The organism is Sphingomonas sp. CFBP 13728 (assembly GCF_014841895.1).
Classification (GTDB): domain Bacteria; phylum Pseudomonadota; class Alphaproteobacteria; order Sphingomonadales; family Sphingomonadaceae; genus Sphingomonas.
Genome location: NZ_JACYUS010000001.1, coordinates 1,030,371 through 1,045,657 on the forward strand (window position 1 = coordinate 1,030,371; position 15,287 = coordinate 1,045,657).

Here is a 15,287-nt window from a genome sequence, read left to right on the forward strand (position 1 = left end):
GGTTCGCCAATAGACAACAGGGAGAGACACTATGCGGATTGCGACACTGGCACTGCTCGGCGCGGCGACGATCGGGCTGACCGCCTGCGAAAAGGGCGGCATGGATACCGGTACGCCGGTGGCGGGCGGCCAGCGCGCGACGGCGATGCTCCAGACCGCGACCGGCACCGACGTCGGCCGCGCCACCGCCACCGAAGTCGCGGGCGGGCTCCGCTTCACGCTCGACGCCAAGGCGATGCCCCCCGGCACGCACGGCGCGCACATCCACATGGTCGGCCGCTGCGACGCCCCCGACTTCACGACCGCGGGCGGCCACTGGAACCCGACCGGCATGAAGCACGGCAGCATGAACCCGCAGGGCCCGCATGAAGGCGACCTGCCCAACCTGATCATCGGCACCGATGGACGCGGCACGATCGGCATCACGATCCCGGGCGCTACGATGGCGGGCCTGATGGACACCGACGGCTCGGCGTTCGTGGTGCACGCAGGTCCCGACGACCTGATGACCGACCCGGCTGGCAACAGCGGCGGGCGGATCGCCTGCGGTGTGTTCCAGGCGGGGTAAGTGCGTGGCCCCTCCTAATTTTCAGGAGGGGCACATTCGCCTGCGCAACGTCCGTTCGTGCCAAGTAGAGATCGAATAGTCGCCGAAGGCGGCGTATCGAGGGCTCGTATCGAAGCACATGTTTTGCGCACCGACCTGCCCCCCCGTTCGCCCTGAGCGAAGTCGAAGGGCCTGCCCCAAGCGTAGGTGCCGCGACTTCGCTCAACACGAACGCAAGAGAGTGGCCGGGATAGGTTCGCCAGGAGCGGTCAAATCCCCTCCCCCGCCGCCCGCGCCCTGGCCTCCCGCGTAGCCTCCGCTCCCGGCGCCAGCCGGTACGCCGCCACCGCACACGCCAAGGTGATCGGCGTCACCACCAGCAACGACAGCATCCCGATCGACAGGCTCCCGGTCAGCGTCGACACCCGCCCCGCCATGTACGGCCCGAGCGCCAGTCCGATCAGCGTCGTCCCGATGAAGAACGTCGCCGTCGCCGTCCCCCGCATCCGCGGCAAGACCATGTCCTGCGTGGTCGCCGCCGCCGCCCCCAGCGCACACGATGCGGTCAACTGCGCCAGGAAGATCCCCGCATAAAACGCGGTCGGCGACGACGCGGTGAAGGCGAGGATCAGGAACGGCACCGGCACCACCGCCCCGAAGATCACCACCCACAACCGTCCCGCCGGATTGCGCTGCCGCAACCGATCCGACACCACGCCGCCGATCGTCAGCCCGAGAAAGCCGGCGGTCGCGCCGAGGCTGCCGATCATGAACCCCGCCGACGCCGGCGTCGCGCCCAGTTCGCGCAACGCATAGGGCGCCGCCCAGAAACTCGCGGCATAGCTCAGGAACGCGTTCAGCCCGTAGGCTACCACCGTGCACAGGAACGCCGGCGTGCCGACGATCAGCGCAAAGGTCGGCGGATCGCGCCGCTTCAGCGCCGACGCCCAGGAGAACACCGCATACACGCCGATCCCGATCGCCACCCATTGCGGCCACGGCTCGCCCGCCGCCACCAGCCCAGATACCGCCGCGACCACGACTGCAAGCGCAACCAGATTATACCCGAGCGCCCGCGCCCCGCCCATGGCGGCACCGATCAAGGTCAGCGGCGGCACGATCGTCACCAGCTCGGCCCCGAACGCGCGGAACGGCGCCGGATGCTTCTCCGGTTCGGGCAGGCCCTCGACCAGCCCGCGGATCGGCTCCTTCAACGTCGCGATCCACACCGCCAGCAACAGCCCCGGCACGCCGACCGCCATGAACGCCGCCTGCCAGCCGACCAGCCCGAGCGGTCCGCCACCGGGATAGGCCTTGTTCCAGCCCTGCACGATCAGCCCGCCGATGAACAACGAACAGCCGCCGCCCACGTACAACCCGGCGGAATAGATCGACAACGCGGTCGCCCGCAGCCGCTTCGGGAAATAATCGGAGATGATCGAATAGGCCGACGGACTCGCCGTCGCCTCGCCGATCCCCACCCCGATCCGCGCCGCGGCAAGGTGCCCGCCGGTCTTCGAAAACCCCGACAGCGCGGTCATCACGGACCACAGCGACAGTCCGATCGTCATCAGCCTGACGCGGTGCCAATTGTCGGCGAGCCGCCCCAGCGGAATGCCGAACAGCGAATAGAACACCCCGAACGCGGTGCCGTACAGGAACCCGAGATCCTGGTCCTTCAGCCCCAGGTCGCGCTTGATGTCCTCCGCCAGGATCGAGATGATCTGCCGGTCGACGAAATTCAGGACATAGACGAGAAACAGCACCGACAGCACGTACCAGGCGTAGCGGGTGGCACCTTTCTCCGGTTCGCCAGCTGTGGTTTCGGCGTTCGCCATTGACCCCTCCTCGATGTTTTCGAGCTATGGGTATCAGGAAGCAAAGACGAGACGAAGCGCTTTCGGCGGGGTCAGGTACGTTGTTGGATAGAGGTTCAGGGACGAGTTCTCGCTATTGGCTCATATGACGGCTCTCATCTCCAACGCCCCTCCCCGGCGGAGGCCGGGGCCCCGTTGGAAAGGTCGCGGTAACGGAAGTATGTCGCCAATCAGCGACGTCCCTCAACTGGACCCGGCCTCCGCCGGGGAGGCTGGCTGTTGGGCGAGCGAGACGCTGAAGCCTCAGTGCGAGCCGATACGCCCGCGACGCAGCGCACCCTGCTCCAGCCGTTGCAACAACGTCTCGATCGTCGGTGGCGTGGTCGGCTCGGCCGGCGCACGCGGCGGCCGGGCGATCGGTGTCGGCGCGCTGACCTCCGGCATCACCTCGGGCGTCTCGACGGCCGGCACCTCGACGGACGGCGGCTGGACCGGTTGCGGCGCAGGCGCGGTCACGAACGTCGCCGGTTCGGCCGTCGGCGAAGCCTCAATCACCGGTGCGACCATCGTGGGCTGCGGCTGCGCGAGCGGCGATACCGGCCGCACCGGCTCCATCGGCACCGGCCGGATCGCCTTTGGATCGAATGCGGCAAGTGGCAGGTCGAGATCGACCGGGATACCACGTTCGTCTCGCGCCGCGCCAACCCCCACTTCCATCATCGGCGTACCGAGATCGGCCGCCGACATCGGCTTGCGCGGCGGCGCATCGGGATGCGCGTCGGCGCGACGGATGACCGGCATGCCGTCTTCGCGCGGCGTGCGCTTAGCGAGCATCCCGCCCGGCCCAAACAGCAGGAACAGCGACGACCAGAGCAGTGCCCCAACCAGCAGTCCGCTACCCAGCGCCAGCAACACCCGCGCCGTCATCCCGAGCGGCGGCGACGCGGCGGGCACCAGGGCAGCGACGCCCGTCGTCCACACCAGGCTCTCGAGTGTCTCGGCCGGCAGCACCGCGACGATCACCGCCATCAGTACGCCGCCAGTCACCGCGCCGTACAAGGGCAGCGCCCGGATCAGGTTCTGGCGGATATGCGCGACCATCAATTTTCCCGTGCGGCGGCCGCGATCAGCCGTCCATAAAGAGGATCATAGCGGCGAATGTTTGACGACCAGTTACGCTCTTCCTTGACGAACGCACGACCGCGCGCGCGCCGTTCGTCCCAGCCCGAGCGGTCCGCGAACATCCCCGCCAGCGCATCCGCGATCGCCTGCGGATCGTCGGGGGGGAACAGCGTGCCGGTATCGCCATCGCGGATCAGCTCACGGTGCCCGCCGACATCCGACGCCGCCACCAGCCGCCCCTGCGCCATCGCCTCCAGCGGCTTCAACGGCGTGACGAGATCGGTCAGCCGCATGCGCTTGCGTGGATAGGCGAGGATGTCGACCAGCCCGTAATAGCGCTCGACCTCCTGATGCGGCACACGGCCGACGAAGGCGATCGCATCCGCCACCAACGACGCCTCTGCCTGCGCGCGCAACGCCGCCTCCATCGGCCCCCCGCCGACCATCAACAGTCGCGCCTTGGGCCGCAATGCCACCAGCGCAGGCATCGCCGCGATCAGGTCGTCGAGCCCCTCGTAATCGTAGAAGCTACCGATGAACCCTACGACATCCGCACCATCGAGCCCGAGCTCAGCCCCCAGCGCATCGTCGCGCGGCGGTGCATTACCGAACAGGTCGAGGTCGACGCCGTTGGGCGACACCATGATCTTGTCCGCTGCGATCCCCCGCGCGATCAGGTCGCCGCGCAAGCCTTCGCAGATCACCGCCACCGCATCGGCACGCCGCACCGCCCACGTCTCCAGCGCGCGCGTCGCCCGGTAGCGCAGCGACGTCGCGGTGCCCGTACCGTTGCCGACAGCCGCATCCTCCCAGAACGCCCGGATCTCGTACACCAAGGGCAGCTTGCGTTTCCGCGCGACGATCAGCGCGGCGAGCGCGTCGATCACCGGCGAATGCGCGTGGAGAATGTCGGGCTTGAAGGCATCGACCGCCGCCTCGATCCGCTTGGCGAACGCCGCGATCCCGACGACTTCGCCGACCGGTCCCGACTTCACTCCCGCGTCGGTGCGGTGGAAGGTCAGCCCGTCGACCGACTCCACCGACGCAGGCGCGATCCCGTGCCGCGGGCCGGTCACCGCCGCGACGGTCCAGCCGAGTGCCTCCTGCGCCTTGAGGATCGCCCGCGTGCGGAACGTATAGCCACTTTGCAGCGGCAGGCCGTGATCAAGAATGTGAAGGATACGCATCTGGGAGGTCGTCTGCCACATATCGCTTAACGGCGCGTCAACCGACTATGGGTACGGACATTCCATGACACCCGCTCGGGAAAGGAGGCCGCACCCATGATCGACAACCTTGCGCTCGGCCTCAGCCACGGGCTGATGATGCTCGCCGCGTTCCTGCTGCTCAAGCGCCCCGACCTCGATCGCGAGCCGAGCCCGCACGACCCGCCCGAAAAGCCGCGCGCGACCGGCAAGGTGCCTCGACGCGATGCGTGATCTGTCGTTCATCGCGTTCCTGATCGCGTTCTTCGTGATGGGGTTCAAGCGGCCGTTCCTGCTCGTGCTCGTCTACGTCTATATCGACATCGTCTCGCCGCAGCGGCTGACCTATCTGCTGCTCAACACCGTGCCGATCTCGCTGATCGCGGTGGCGCTGGCGGTGGGCGGATGGGTGCTCGCGGACGACAAGCGCGACACGCGGGTCGGCGCGCGGCAGGTGCTGATCGTGCTGCTGATGCTCTATTGCTGGGCGACCACGCTCGGCGCCGACTTCCCGGTCGAGGCGAAGGAGAAATGGGACTGGGTCTGGAAGACGCTGATCTTCGCCGCCTTCCTCCCGCTGACGCTGCGCACGCGGCTGCGGATCGAATCGCTGCTGCTGTTCATGATCCTCTCGGCCTCGTCGATCATCATCGTCGGCGGCATCAAGACGATCGCCAGCGGTGGCGGCGGCTACGGTCAGTTGAACCTCATGGTCGACAATAATTCTGGGCTGTACGAGGGCAGCACGATCAGCGCGGTCGCCGTCGCGATCATCCCGATCATCGTCTGGTTCGCCACCTGCGGCACGATCTTCAAGCCAGACTGGCGCGTGAAGGGCTTCTGCCTCGCGCTGGTGTTCGCCTGCCTGCTGATCCCGGTCGGCACGTCGACACGGACAGGCCTGGTCTGCATCGTTCTGCTCGCGCTGCTGTCGGTGCGCGCGGTCAAGCGCAAGGCGCTGTATCTGGCCGCGGTCACGGCACTCGGCCTCGCCGCGGTCCCGTTCCTGCCCTCGGCGTTCACCGACCGGATGAACACGATCAAGACCTACGACGCGGACGAATCCGCGTCGACGCGGCTGGCGGTGTGGCAGTGGACGATCGAATACGCGAAGACACACCCGTTCGGCGGCGGTTTCGAGGCGTATCGCGGCAATCACATCCGCCTCGATCTCAAGTCCGAAGGTCCCGGCACCGGCCCGCGCGTCGAGACCGACAAGGCGCGCGCCTTCCACAGCGCCTATTTCGAGATGCTTGGCGAGCAGGGCTATTTCGGGCTCGCGCTTTGGCTCTCGATCAACGTGATCGGCATCTTCCGCATGGAGCTTCTGCGCCGACGCCATGCCGACCCGGCTAGCGAATTCGCCTGGGCCGGGCCGCTCGCCGGAGCGCTCCAGACCGCGCAGATCATCTATTTGTTCGGTGCGGCGTTCGTCGGCATCGCGTTCCAGCCGTTCGTCTACATGCTGATCGGCGCGCAGATCGGGCTCGACACCTATCTCGCCCGCAAACGCAGCGAACAGACCTTCCGCCCGATGCGCCGAGTACCCCCCTCCCGCTAACGAGAGGGGGGCGGGAAGCGTCAGTCGACCGGCTCGTCGGCCAGCTCTTCCTCGAGCGCGGCGATGATCGCCTTGTTGAACGCGGGGATATCGTCCGGCTTGCGGCTCGTGATCAGGTTGCCGTCGACCACGACCTCCTCGTCCACCACGTCCGCCCCCGCATTCTCCAGGTCCGTGCGGATCGACGGGAAGCTCGTCACGCGGCGGCCGTCGATCACGTCCGCCTCGGCCAGCAGCCACGGCGCATGGCAGATCGCGGCGATGATCTTGCCGTCCTCCATGAACTCGGTGATGATCTCGATCGCGCGCTCCTGCTGGCGCATCGTGTCCGGATTGGCGACGCCGCCCGGCAGCACCAGCGCATCGTAATCGTCGGTATCGACCTCGTCGAGCGTCAGGTCGGGCGTCGCCGTCTCGGCCTTGTTGATATCGCCCTTCATGCCCTGGATCGGGTCGGTCTTGATCGACGCCAGCGTAACCTTCGCGCCCGCCGCCTCCAGCGCTTTGCGCGGTTCGAACAGTTCGACGGTCTCGAAACCATCGGCAGCGAGCATCAATACGCGAGCTTGGGAAAGATCGGCCATGTCATGTCTCCAGTGAAATCCCGTGCCCCCTCAACCAAGCGCAGCCCGCCTCGTTCCGGAACGATGCGCCTTCCCGAACATTTGCAGAGATAGTCAGAATCAGACGCCCCCAAGGGACCACCGCATTGCCCACCAAGATCGTGTATTCCGATGACTCTAAGCCCGGCATCACCCGCAAGAAGATGCGGAACGGCTGGGGCTATTGGGATGCGAAGGGCGAGCGCATCACCGACCGCGATGAGATCGACCGGCTGAACGCGGTCGGTCTGCCCCCCGCCTACCGCGACGCTTGGTTCTGCCCAAAGCCCAACGGCCATATCCAGGCGGTCGGCTGGGACGAGAAAGGGCGCAAACAATACCGCTATCACTTGGGTTTTCGCGAAGCGCAGGAGGCCGCCAAGTACGAACGCTGCGCCGATTTCGGCCACGCCCTCCCCAAGATCCGCAAGGCGGTCGAGGCCGATCTCCGCAAACGCTCGCTGACCCGCGAACGCGCGGTCGCCGCGGTCATCCGCCTACTCGACGGCGGCCACATCCGCATCGGCAACGAAGCCTATGCCGAGGCGAACGAGAGCTTCGGCGCCACCACGCTGCGCAAACGCCACGGCGAAGTGAAGGGCTCGACCCTGAAACTCCAGTACAAGGGCAAGTCCGGCAAGATGCGGACGCTGAAGATCACCGACCGATCGCTCAGCAGCTTCGTCAAGAAGTGCCAGGACCTCGACGAACAGCATCTGTTCGCCTGGCTCGACGATGCCGGCGTCGCGCACCCGGTCACCTCAACCGACGTCAACTGCTACATCCGCGACGTCACCGGCACCGATTTCACCGCCAAGAATTTTCGCACCTGGGCCGCCAGCGTTGCCGCGTTCGAGGCGCTCGCGTCGGCCGAGCGCGACCTGAGCCTCAAGACGATGCTCGAACCCGTCGTCGCGCGGCTCGGCAACACCCACGCGATCGCGCGCAAAAGCTACGTCCACCCGTCGCTGATCGCGCTTGTGAAAACCGGTCAGTCGACCTTCCGCAAGGCGCTCCGCCTCCCCCGCGCCAAGCGCTACATGAGCCGCGAGGAATGTGGCCTGATCACCTTCCTCGAAGCCGGCACGCCCGCTGTTGCGACACTGGCAAAAGCGGCCTGACGAGTATTTCCATGACCAATACCACTGCCGCCGCCAAGCAACCGATCTTCGACGCGGGCGACGTCGGCGACCAGGCGCAGGGCTTCGTCACCGCCAGCTTCGCGTGGGTGCAAGCCTATTGGCTCCAGATCCTGATTGCATTCGGAATCGGCGCGGTGATCGTCGTCGCGCTCCACACCGCGCGCCGCTTCGGCAGCAAGCTCTGCGAACGCCCGCGCGCACTCAACGGCTGGGGCATCGTGGTCGGCAAGGCGATCGCGCGCACCGGCAATTTCTTCATCGTCATGCTCGCTGCCAAGCTGGTCGCCGGCTATTCCGCCGCCCCCGGCGAAGTCGCGACGACGATCAACTTCCTCTTCACCGTCGCCGCGGTGTTCCAGGCCGCCGTCTGGGTCCGCGAGATCATCCTCGGCGCGATCGAGCACCGCACGCAGTCCGAACATTATTCAGGCGAAGCGCTGCTGTCGGCGATGGGCCTGATCCGCCTGCTCGTCACCTTCGTGGTGTTCGCGGTCGCGCTGGTGGTGGTGCTCGACAATCTCGGCGTCAACGTCACCGGCCTCGTCGCGGGTCTGGGCGTCGGCGGCATCGCGATCGGGCTGGCGGCACAGGGCATCTTCGCCGACCTGTTCGCCGCGCTCGCGATCATCTTCGACCGCCCGTTCCGCCGCGGCGACTCGATCAGCTACGACACAGCCTCTGGCAGCGTCGAGGCAATCGGCCTCAAATCCACGCGCATCCGCGGCATCGACGGCGAAGAGCGCGTGATCTCGAACAAGAACCTCCTCAACAAGGAGATCCTCAACAACACGCAGCGCAACCACCGCCGCGCGAAGTTCGTCATCGGCGTCACCTACTCCACGCCCCCCGAAGTCTGCTCGCGCATCCCCGCGATGCTGAAGGAAATCGTCGAAGCCAACGACAAGATCTTCACGCGGGCCGGCTTCACCGGCTTCGGCGCGTCGAGCCTCGATTTCGAGGTCCAGTTCGACAGCAAGGGGCCGGATTATGCGAGCTTCTACGACGGCCGCACGGCGGTCGGCATCGCAATCCTGAAGCGCTTCAACGACGAAAAGATCGAGATTGCCTTCCCGACGCAGGTGAATATGATGGCGGCGCCCGATGGATCGGTGGTGATGCCGTATCCCGAGGTGCGAAGATCGGACGCGGAAGCCGTGCGCGACTAACGGTTCCCCTGCGAAAGCAGGGGTCAAGGATCACAAACACCATACCTTGGAACCCTGGGCTCCCGCTTCCGCGGGAGAACAGTACGCGGTCCCCTACGTCCTGATTCCTTACACCACCCCGGCGAAGGCCGGGGCCCAATTGGCAAGGTAGGAGTAACGAAGCTCAACGGTCGTCAGCACCGTTTACCAATTGGACCCCGGCCTCCGCCGGGGGGGTGCTCTCTACTTAACCCGTGCGGATGTGGGGTTCGGTTGAGGAGAGACTAAATCCCGCCCTCATCCAACGACAACAAAGTCGCATTCCCCCCAGCACTCGTCGTATCCACCGAAACCGCCCGCTCCGCACAGAACCGGTACAAATACCGCGGCCCACCAGCCTTAGGCCCTGTCCCAGACAACCCCTCACCCCCAAAAGGCTGAGACCCCACGACCGCGCCGATCATCGACCGGTTGATATACAGATTCCCCACCGCAGCCTCGGCCTCGATCACCTCAGCCGCCCGCGCGATGCGGCTGTGCAGGCCCATCGTCAGGCCATACCCCTTGGCGTTGACCCGAGCGATCGTCTCGCTGAGCTTCCCCGCCTCCCACGTCGCGACATGCAGGATCGGCCCGAACCACTCCTGGTTCAAATCCTCGATCGCGCCGATACGCACCAAAGTCGGCGGCACGAACAGCCCATCCGCCGGCGCGTCGAGCGTCTTGACGATCTTAGCCTTCACGCTCTCGCGATACGCCATCAGCCGGTCATACGCGGCCTGGTCGATCACCGGCCCGACATCGGTCGCCGGATCGCCCGACCGCCCGATCCGCAGCGTCTCCATCGCCCCCGACAGCATCTCGATCACGCCGTCCGCGATATCTTCCTGCACCAGCAGCAAGCGCAACGCCGAGCAACGCTGTCCCGCAGACCGGAACGACGACGCGATAACGTCCGCCACCACCTGCTCCGGCAGCGCGGTAGAATCGACGATCATAGCATTGATCCCGCCGGTCTCCGCGATCAACGGCACGATCGGCCGCGTCTCGTCGTCGAGCAACGACCGCGCGATCTTCCGCGACGTCGCGGTCGACCCGGTGAACGCGACACCCTGGATCCGCACGTCCGCGGTCAGCGCCGCGCCAACCTCCGGACCACCGGTCACGAGCACCAGCGCATCGACCGGCACGCCAGCCTCATGCGCAAGTTCAACCGCACGCGCCGCGATCCGCGGAGTCTGCGGTGCAGGCTTGGCGACCACGGTGTTGCCGGTGACGAGCGCCGCCACCGTCTGCCCGAGGAAGATCGCCAGCGGGAAGTTCCACGGCGCGATCGTCGCCCAGACACCGCGACCCTCGATATGCAGCGTGTTCCGCTCGCCCGTCGGCCCCGGCAGCTCGATCGGATGCAGGTTCAGCCGCGCCTGCTGCGCATAATACCGACAGAAATCGGCAGCCTCGCGCACCTCGCCGATCGCATCGCCAATCGTCTTGAACGCCTCCTGCACGCAGATCGCCATGAGTTCGTCGCGATGCTTCTCGAGCAAGTCGGCTAGGCGTTCGAGGCAAGCGGCCCGCTCGTCGACCAGCGTGGTCGACCAACCGGGGAACGCCGCATGCGCACGCGTAATGGCAGCCGCAACGGCACCCCCGCCAAGCCCTTCTGTACCCCCCCGGCGAAGGCCGGGGTCCAATTGGGAGGTCTGTCGTGACGACTCGCCGTCCTCAGCCAATCCGCCGCCCCCAATTGGGCCCCAGCCTTCGCCGGGGTGGATGTGAGGCGACAACGGCGCGTTCACCGCAGCAACCACCGCCTCCAGCGTTCCCACATCACTCAAATCCAACCCGGCAGAATTCCGGTGCCCCCCAGCCCCGAACAAATCCACCGGCAACGGAATGCTAGGATGCCGCTTCCCCCCGACCGCAGCGATCTTTGCCACCGGATCCGCCAAGATCTCAGCCTCGGTCAGCCGCTCGTCCGCCAACTGATGCACGAAGCTAGAATTCGCCCCATTCTCCAACAACCGCCGAACCAGATACGCGAGCAGATCACGGTGCCCACCAACCGGCGCATACACCCGGCAATGATAGCCATTCTCCTGCACCAGCCGCTCGTACAGCCCGTCGCCCATCCCGTGCAGCCGCTGGAACTCGAACGCGCGCGAGTTGCCCGCCCATTCCATGATCGTCGCGACCGTCAGCGCATTGTGGCTCGCGAACGCCGGCCGGATATTCTCCGCGGCCAGCATGTCCTTCGCCACGGCCAAATACGACACGTCGGTCGCCGCCTTGCGCGTGAACAGCGGATAGTCCGCCAGCCCCTCGACCTGCGTGCGCTTGATCTCGCTATCCCAATACGCGCCCTTCACCAGCCGCACGTTCATCACGCGGTCCAGCCCGTTCGCCCATTCGATCACCGGCCGCGCGCGCTTGCCATACGCCTGCACCGCCATGCCGAACCCGTCCCAGCCCTTCAGCGACGGCAGCCCAGCGACGATGCCGATGATGTCGAGGCTCATCTCCAACCTTTCGGATTCCTCCGCATCGACGGTCAGCGCGATGCCCTTCGAAGCCGCCTGGACCGCCAGCGCCTCCAGCATCTCGGTCAGCGCGGGCACGCACTCGCTCCACCGCGCCACCTCGTACCGCGGATGCAGCGCCGACAGCTTGACCGAGATCGAGTGCCCCGCCGCCGGATCGCGCCCGACCGCATCGACCGCGCCGACATATGCCTGGAAGTATCGCTGCGCATCGGCATGCGTCCGCGCCGCCTCGCCGAGCATGTCGAAGCTCGCGGTGAAGCCCTTGTTCTCCGGCCGGCGCATCCGCTTCATCGCCTCGTCGATGGTGCGGCCCATCACGAAGATCTCGCCCATCATCTTCATCGCCGCGCCGACCGCCTGCCGCACGAACGGCTCGCCCGCGCGGCTGATCAGGCGACGCAGCGGCCCGGTCGATCCCTCGCCGACCAGCACGCGGCCGACTACCAGCCCCCAGGTCGCCGAATTGACGAGCTTCGAATTCGACTTGCCCGCATGCGCACGCCAATCGGCATCGCCCAGCTTGTCCGCGATCAGCAGATCCGCGGTCTCGGGATCGGGCACGCGCAGGAACGCCTCCGCCAACGACAGCAACGCGACGCCTTCCGACGAATTCAGCCGATATTCCTGGAGGAACTGGTTCACCCACCCCTTGCTCTGCGCCGCCCGCAGATCCGCGAGCAGGCCCAGCGCATGCCCCATCACGCGTTCACGCGAATCCGAATCGAGCGCGGCGCGGTCCAGTAACGGTTTTAGAACATCGGGTTCGCTCGCGCGGTACAGATTCGCCATGATATCGCGGGCATGGGACGTTACGGCAGTCGACATTTTCCAGCTTCCGGTTGGGTGAGGCTTGCGATCCGCTCGCCTGTACGCCTAGAGACATTCCAGCGCTTAGCGCCAAATGAGCTTTGAGGGGAATGCCGTGGCGACGATCACCACCGCGCAGATGCAACAGCGCATCGGCACCGAGACGGTTTCCGACTGGGTCGAGGTCACGCAGGCCATGATCGACAAGTTCGCCGATGCGACCGGCGACCACCAGTTCATCCACATCGATCCGGTCCGCGCCGCACAGACCCCGTTCGGCGGCACGATCGCGCACGGCTTCCTGACGCTGTCGCTGATGCCCTTGCTGTCGTCGAAAGTGCCGGACGCGCCCGCGATCGAGGGCGCGAAGATGGGCGTCAACTACGGCGGCAACTCGGTCCGCTTCCTCACGCCGGTCCGGTCGGGCTCGAAAGTGCGTGGTCGGTTCAAGCTGCTCTCGTTCGACGAGAAGCGACCCGGCCAGTGGCAGCAGACCAACGCGTTTTCCGTCGAGATCGAAGGCCAGGAAAAGCCCGCCCTGATCGCCGAATGGATCAGCCAGGTCTTCGTTTGACTACTAATTCCCCTCCCGCTTGCGGGAGTGGTCAGGGGAGGGTCCGAAATAGCCGCGATTGCGCCGGCCACTCTGCCCCCCCCCTCCCCCAACCCCTCCCGCAAGCGGGAAGGGAGCAAATAAGGATATACCCATGCGTTCAGCCGTCATCGTCTCCACCGCCCGCACCCCCATCGGCCGCGCCTATCGCGGCGGCTTCAACAACACCCCCGCCCCCACGCTCGCCTCGCATTCGATCAAGGCCGCGGTCGAGCGCGCCGGCATCGACGGGGCGGAAGTCGACGACGTCGTCTTCGGCTGCGCGCTCCAGCAGGGCCACCAAGCCGGCAACATCGCCCGCACGTCGTTGCTGCGCGCCGGCCTCCCCGTCACCGTCTCGGGCATGTCGGTCGACCGCCAGTGCGCCTCCGGCCTGATGGCGATCGCCACCGCGGCCAAGCAGATCATCACCGACAACATGGACATCACGATCGGCGGCGGTGTCGAGAGCATCAGCCTCGTCCAGACCCCGCAGATGCGCGTCGCCCCCGATCCCCAGCTGATCGCGATGCACAAGGACGTCTACATGCCGATGCTGCAGACCGCCGAGGTCGTCGCCAAACGCTACGGCATCAGTCGCGACGCGATGGACGCGTACGCGCTTCAGTCGCAGCAACGCACTGCCGCCGCGCAGGCCGCTGGCTATTTCGACGCGGAGATCGTCCCCGTCGACGCCAACATGGCGATCGTCAACAAGGAGACGAAGGAAGTCACGTACAAGGACGTGACGATCACCAAGGACGAGGGCAACCGCGCCGACACCACGCTGGAGGGGCTCCAGTCGCTGAAGCCAGTGATGGGCCCCGACTTCACGATCACCGCGGGCAACGCATCGCAGCTGTCGGATGGCTCGTCGTCGTCGGTACTGATGGAAGAGAAGATCGCCTCGCAGCGCGGTCTCCAGCCACTCGGTCGCTATGTCGGCATGGCGGTCGGCGGCACCGAGCCTGACGAGATGGGCATCGGCCCGGTCGTGGCAATCCCCAAGCTGCTCAACCGCTTCGGCCTCAAGATGGACGATATCGGCCTGTGGGAACTGAACGAGGCGTTCGCTGTGCAGGTCCTGTACTGTCGCGACAACCTCGGCATTCCCGACGAGCTGCTCAACGTCAGCGGCGGCGCGATCTCGATCGGCCACCCCTACGGCATGACCGGCGCCCGCGCGACGGGCCACGCGCTGATCGAAGGCAAGCGTCGCGGCGCAAAGTATGTCGTGGTCACGATGTGCGTTGGCGGCGGCATGGGCGCAGCCGGGTTGTTCGAAGTGCTGTGAACTTGAAATCCACGCGGGTGTAGCGCATGTACTATACCGGCGTTGCATACACCGCCTTCTTGTCTGAGCCTCGGTCGTGCTAGCGGCCGGGGCTCAATACGTTTGGGACTCGACTGCTAGATCGAGCCCCTCCCGTGCACCTAGCCTTTGCGTGACACTTCGATGATCTTCACGACTAATGTCGCGAAGGCGAAGAGCATGCCGAGGATGAGGCACAGATCGGCAAGTTGCATACACCTTACCTTTCTTGTTCGGCAGCAGAACTACTGCCGTCGCCATCATGGCGCCCTCCACACGCTTTCACCAAGCAACATCGCACGCGGCGATCAGCCGCCCCCGCGCAACCAACCTCCGCCCCGCCCGTTCTCAGTGGCAATCCAAGCCAATAGGAGAATGACGATGGCCGACAAGGATACCCCGCAGGAAGTCGCAGCGAAGTTCATCGAGAAGCTGAAGGCCAGCCCGTTCGTGATGATCGGCCTCAATGACGGCGAGCATTCCGAGCCGATGACCGCGCAGATCGACGACGATCAGCCCAACACGCTGTTCTTCTTCGCCGGCCGCGACAACCGTATCGCCAAGGGTGGCGCGGCGATGGCGCAGTTCGTCGGCAAGGGCCATGATTTCTTCGCGTGCATGGCCGGCGACGTCTCGACGTCGAACGACCGCACGCAGATCGACAAGCTCTGGAACAACCAGGTCGAAGCATGGTTTCCGGGCGGCAAGGAAGACCCCAACCTGACGCTGCTGCGCTTCGACATCGACAGCGCCGAGCTTTGGGAAACCGACATCTCGATCGGCGGCCGCCTCAAGATGCTGTTCGGCGGCACGATCCATTCGGACGAGTCGAGCAGCCACGCGGTGGTCAACTCGATCGCCTGAGCCAGTTATGGGCAGCCCGTACTGGGCT

At 66.0% G+C, this 15,287-nt stretch carries 13 protein-coding genes; 8 read left to right on the plus strand and 5 right to left on the minus strand.

All coding sequences use genetic code 11. The features are described 5' to 3' along the window. Positions 1-31 precede the first annotated feature (31 nt). A complete protein-coding gene (locus IFT67_RS04565) occupies positions 32-568 on the plus strand; it encodes a superoxide dismutase family protein (RefSeq protein WP_192145190.1) in 537 nt (178 codons plus the stop codon). Between the two features lie 248 nt (positions 569-816). On the opposite strand, the gene IFT67_RS04570 is transcribed toward IFT67_RS04565, so the two are convergent. From IFT67_RS04570 to IFT67_RS04580, 3 genes are all read right to left on the minus strand, one after another. Beyond that, entirely contained in the window at positions 817-2,385 is a 1,569-nt protein-coding gene (locus IFT67_RS04570) for a spinster family MFS transporter (RefSeq protein ID WP_192145191.1), read from the minus strand. A gap of 282 nt (positions 2,386-2,667) precedes the next feature. Beyond that, positions 2,668-3,465, minus strand: a complete 798-nt coding sequence (locus IFT67_RS04575) for a hypothetical protein (protein WP_192145192.1) — start codon at positions 3,463-3,465, stop codon at positions 2,668-2,670. Beyond that, the gene (locus IFT67_RS04580) at positions 3,465-4,673 is read right to left on the minus strand and encodes a TIGR04063 family PEP-CTERM/XrtA system glycosyltransferase (RefSeq protein WP_192145193.1); all 1,209 of its coding nucleotides are present in this window, start codon (positions 4,671-4,673) and stop codon (positions 3,465-3,467) included. The genes IFT67_RS04575 and IFT67_RS04580 overlap by 1 nt, the downstream gene beginning before the upstream one ends. A gap of 96 nt (positions 4,674-4,769) precedes the next feature. Here IFT67_RS04580 and IFT67_RS04585 point away from each other — a divergent pair, with 96 nt between their 5' ends. Together IFT67_RS04585 and IFT67_RS04590 are read left to right on the plus strand one after the other, a co-directional pair. Beyond that, on the plus strand, positions 4,770-4,925 hold the full coding sequence (locus IFT67_RS04585) for a hypothetical protein (RefSeq protein ID WP_181321067.1): 156 nt from the start codon (positions 4,770-4,772) through the stop codon (positions 4,923-4,925). Further along, a complete protein-coding gene (locus IFT67_RS04590) occupies positions 4,918-6,252 on the plus strand; it encodes a putative O-glycosylation ligase, exosortase A system-associated (RefSeq protein WP_192145194.1) in 1,335 nt (444 codons plus the stop codon). The genes IFT67_RS04585 and IFT67_RS04590 overlap by 8 nt, the downstream gene beginning before the upstream one ends. A gap of 20 nt (positions 6,253-6,272) precedes the next feature. Here the strand turns inward: IFT67_RS04590 and IFT67_RS04595 are convergent, their stop codons facing one another. Beyond that, entirely contained in the window at positions 6,273-6,836 is a 564-nt protein-coding gene (locus IFT67_RS04595; RefSeq protein WP_107961722.1) for a type 1 glutamine amidotransferase domain-containing protein, read from the minus strand. A gap of 182 nt (positions 6,837-7,018) precedes the next feature. Between IFT67_RS04595 and IFT67_RS04600 the strand changes: the two genes are divergently transcribed. Together IFT67_RS04600 and IFT67_RS04605 are read left to right on the plus strand one after the other, a co-directional pair. Continuing rightward, positions 7,019-7,975: a DNA topoisomerase IB gene (locus tag IFT67_RS04600; protein ID WP_060526812.1), complete on the plus strand. Its 957-nt coding sequence runs from the start codon at positions 7,019-7,021 to the stop codon at positions 7,973-7,975. 11 nt (positions 7,976-7,986) lie between these two features. Further along, a complete protein-coding gene (locus IFT67_RS04605; protein WP_192145195.1) occupies positions 7,987-9,162 on the plus strand; it encodes a mechanosensitive ion channel family protein in 1,176 nt (391 codons plus the stop codon). Positions 9,163-9,425: 263 nt separating this feature from the next. Here the strand turns inward: IFT67_RS04605 and putA are convergent, their stop codons facing one another. After that, a complete protein-coding gene (gene putA / locus IFT67_RS04610) occupies positions 9,426-12,473 on the minus strand; it encodes a bifunctional proline dehydrogenase/L-glutamate gamma-semialdehyde dehydrogenase PutA (RefSeq protein WP_244647260.1) in 3,048 nt (1,015 codons plus the stop codon). A 157-nt stretch (positions 12,474-12,630) separates the two neighbouring features. Between putA and IFT67_RS04615 the strand changes: the two genes are divergently transcribed. From IFT67_RS04615 to IFT67_RS04625, 3 genes are all read left to right on the plus strand, one after another. Then, positions 12,631-13,065, plus strand: a complete 435-nt coding sequence (locus tag IFT67_RS04615; protein WP_192146472.1) for a MaoC family dehydratase — start codon at positions 12,631-12,633, stop codon at positions 13,063-13,065. A gap of 133 nt (positions 13,066-13,198) precedes the next feature. After that, positions 13,199-14,377: an acetyl-CoA C-acyltransferase gene (locus IFT67_RS04620; protein WP_192145197.1), complete on the plus strand. Its 1,179-nt coding sequence runs from the start codon at positions 13,199-13,201 to the stop codon at positions 14,375-14,377. 399 nt (positions 14,378-14,776) lie between these two features. Beyond that, a complete protein-coding gene (locus IFT67_RS04625) occupies positions 14,777-15,259 on the plus strand; it encodes a pyridoxamine 5'-phosphate oxidase family protein (RefSeq protein ID WP_192145198.1) in 483 nt (160 codons plus the stop codon). Positions 15,260-15,287 lie beyond the last annotated feature (28 nt).

Coding starts and splice junctions, on each gene's coding strand:
- IFT67_RS04565 (WP_192145190.1), top strand. CDS start 32: ATGCGGATTGCGACACTGGCACTGCTCGGCGCGGCGACGATCGGGCTG.
- IFT67_RS04570 (WP_192145191.1), bottom strand. CDS start 2,385: ATGGCGAACGCCGAAACCACAGCTGGCGAACCGGAGAAAGGTGCCACC.
- IFT67_RS04575 (WP_192145192.1), bottom strand. CDS start 3,465: ATGGTCGCGCATATCCGCCAGAACCTGATCCGGGCGCTGCCCTTGTAC.
- IFT67_RS04580 (WP_192145193.1), bottom strand. CDS start 4,673: ATGCGTATCCTTCACATTCTTGATCACGGCCTGCCGCTGCAAAGTGGC.
- IFT67_RS04585 (WP_181321067.1), top strand. CDS start 4,770: ATGATCGACAACCTTGCGCTCGGCCTCAGCCACGGGCTGATGATGCTC.
- IFT67_RS04590 (WP_192145194.1), top strand. CDS start 4,918: ATGCGTGATCTGTCGTTCATCGCGTTCCTGATCGCGTTCTTCGTGATG.
- IFT67_RS04595 (WP_107961722.1), bottom strand. CDS start 6,836: ATGGCCGATCTTTCCCAAGCTCGCGTATTGATGCTCGCTGCCGATGGT.
- IFT67_RS04600 (WP_060526812.1), top strand. CDS start 7,019: ATGCGGAACGGCTGGGGCTATTGGGATGCGAAGGGCGAGCGCATCACC.
- IFT67_RS04605 (WP_192145195.1), top strand. CDS start 7,987: ATGACCAATACCACTGCCGCCGCCAAGCAACCGATCTTCGACGCGGGC.
- putA (WP_244647260.1), bottom strand. CDS start 12,473: ATGGCGAATCTGTACCGCGCGAGCGAACCCGATGTTCTAAAACCGTTA.
- IFT67_RS04615 (WP_192146472.1), top strand. CDS start 12,631: ATGCAACAGCGCATCGGCACCGAGACGGTTTCCGACTGGGTCGAGGTC.
- IFT67_RS04620 (WP_192145197.1), top strand. CDS start 13,199: ATGCGTTCAGCCGTCATCGTCTCCACCGCCCGCACCCCCATCGGCCGC.
- IFT67_RS04625 (WP_192145198.1), top strand. CDS start 14,777: ATGGCCGACAAGGATACCCCGCAGGAAGTCGCAGCGAAGTTCATCGAG.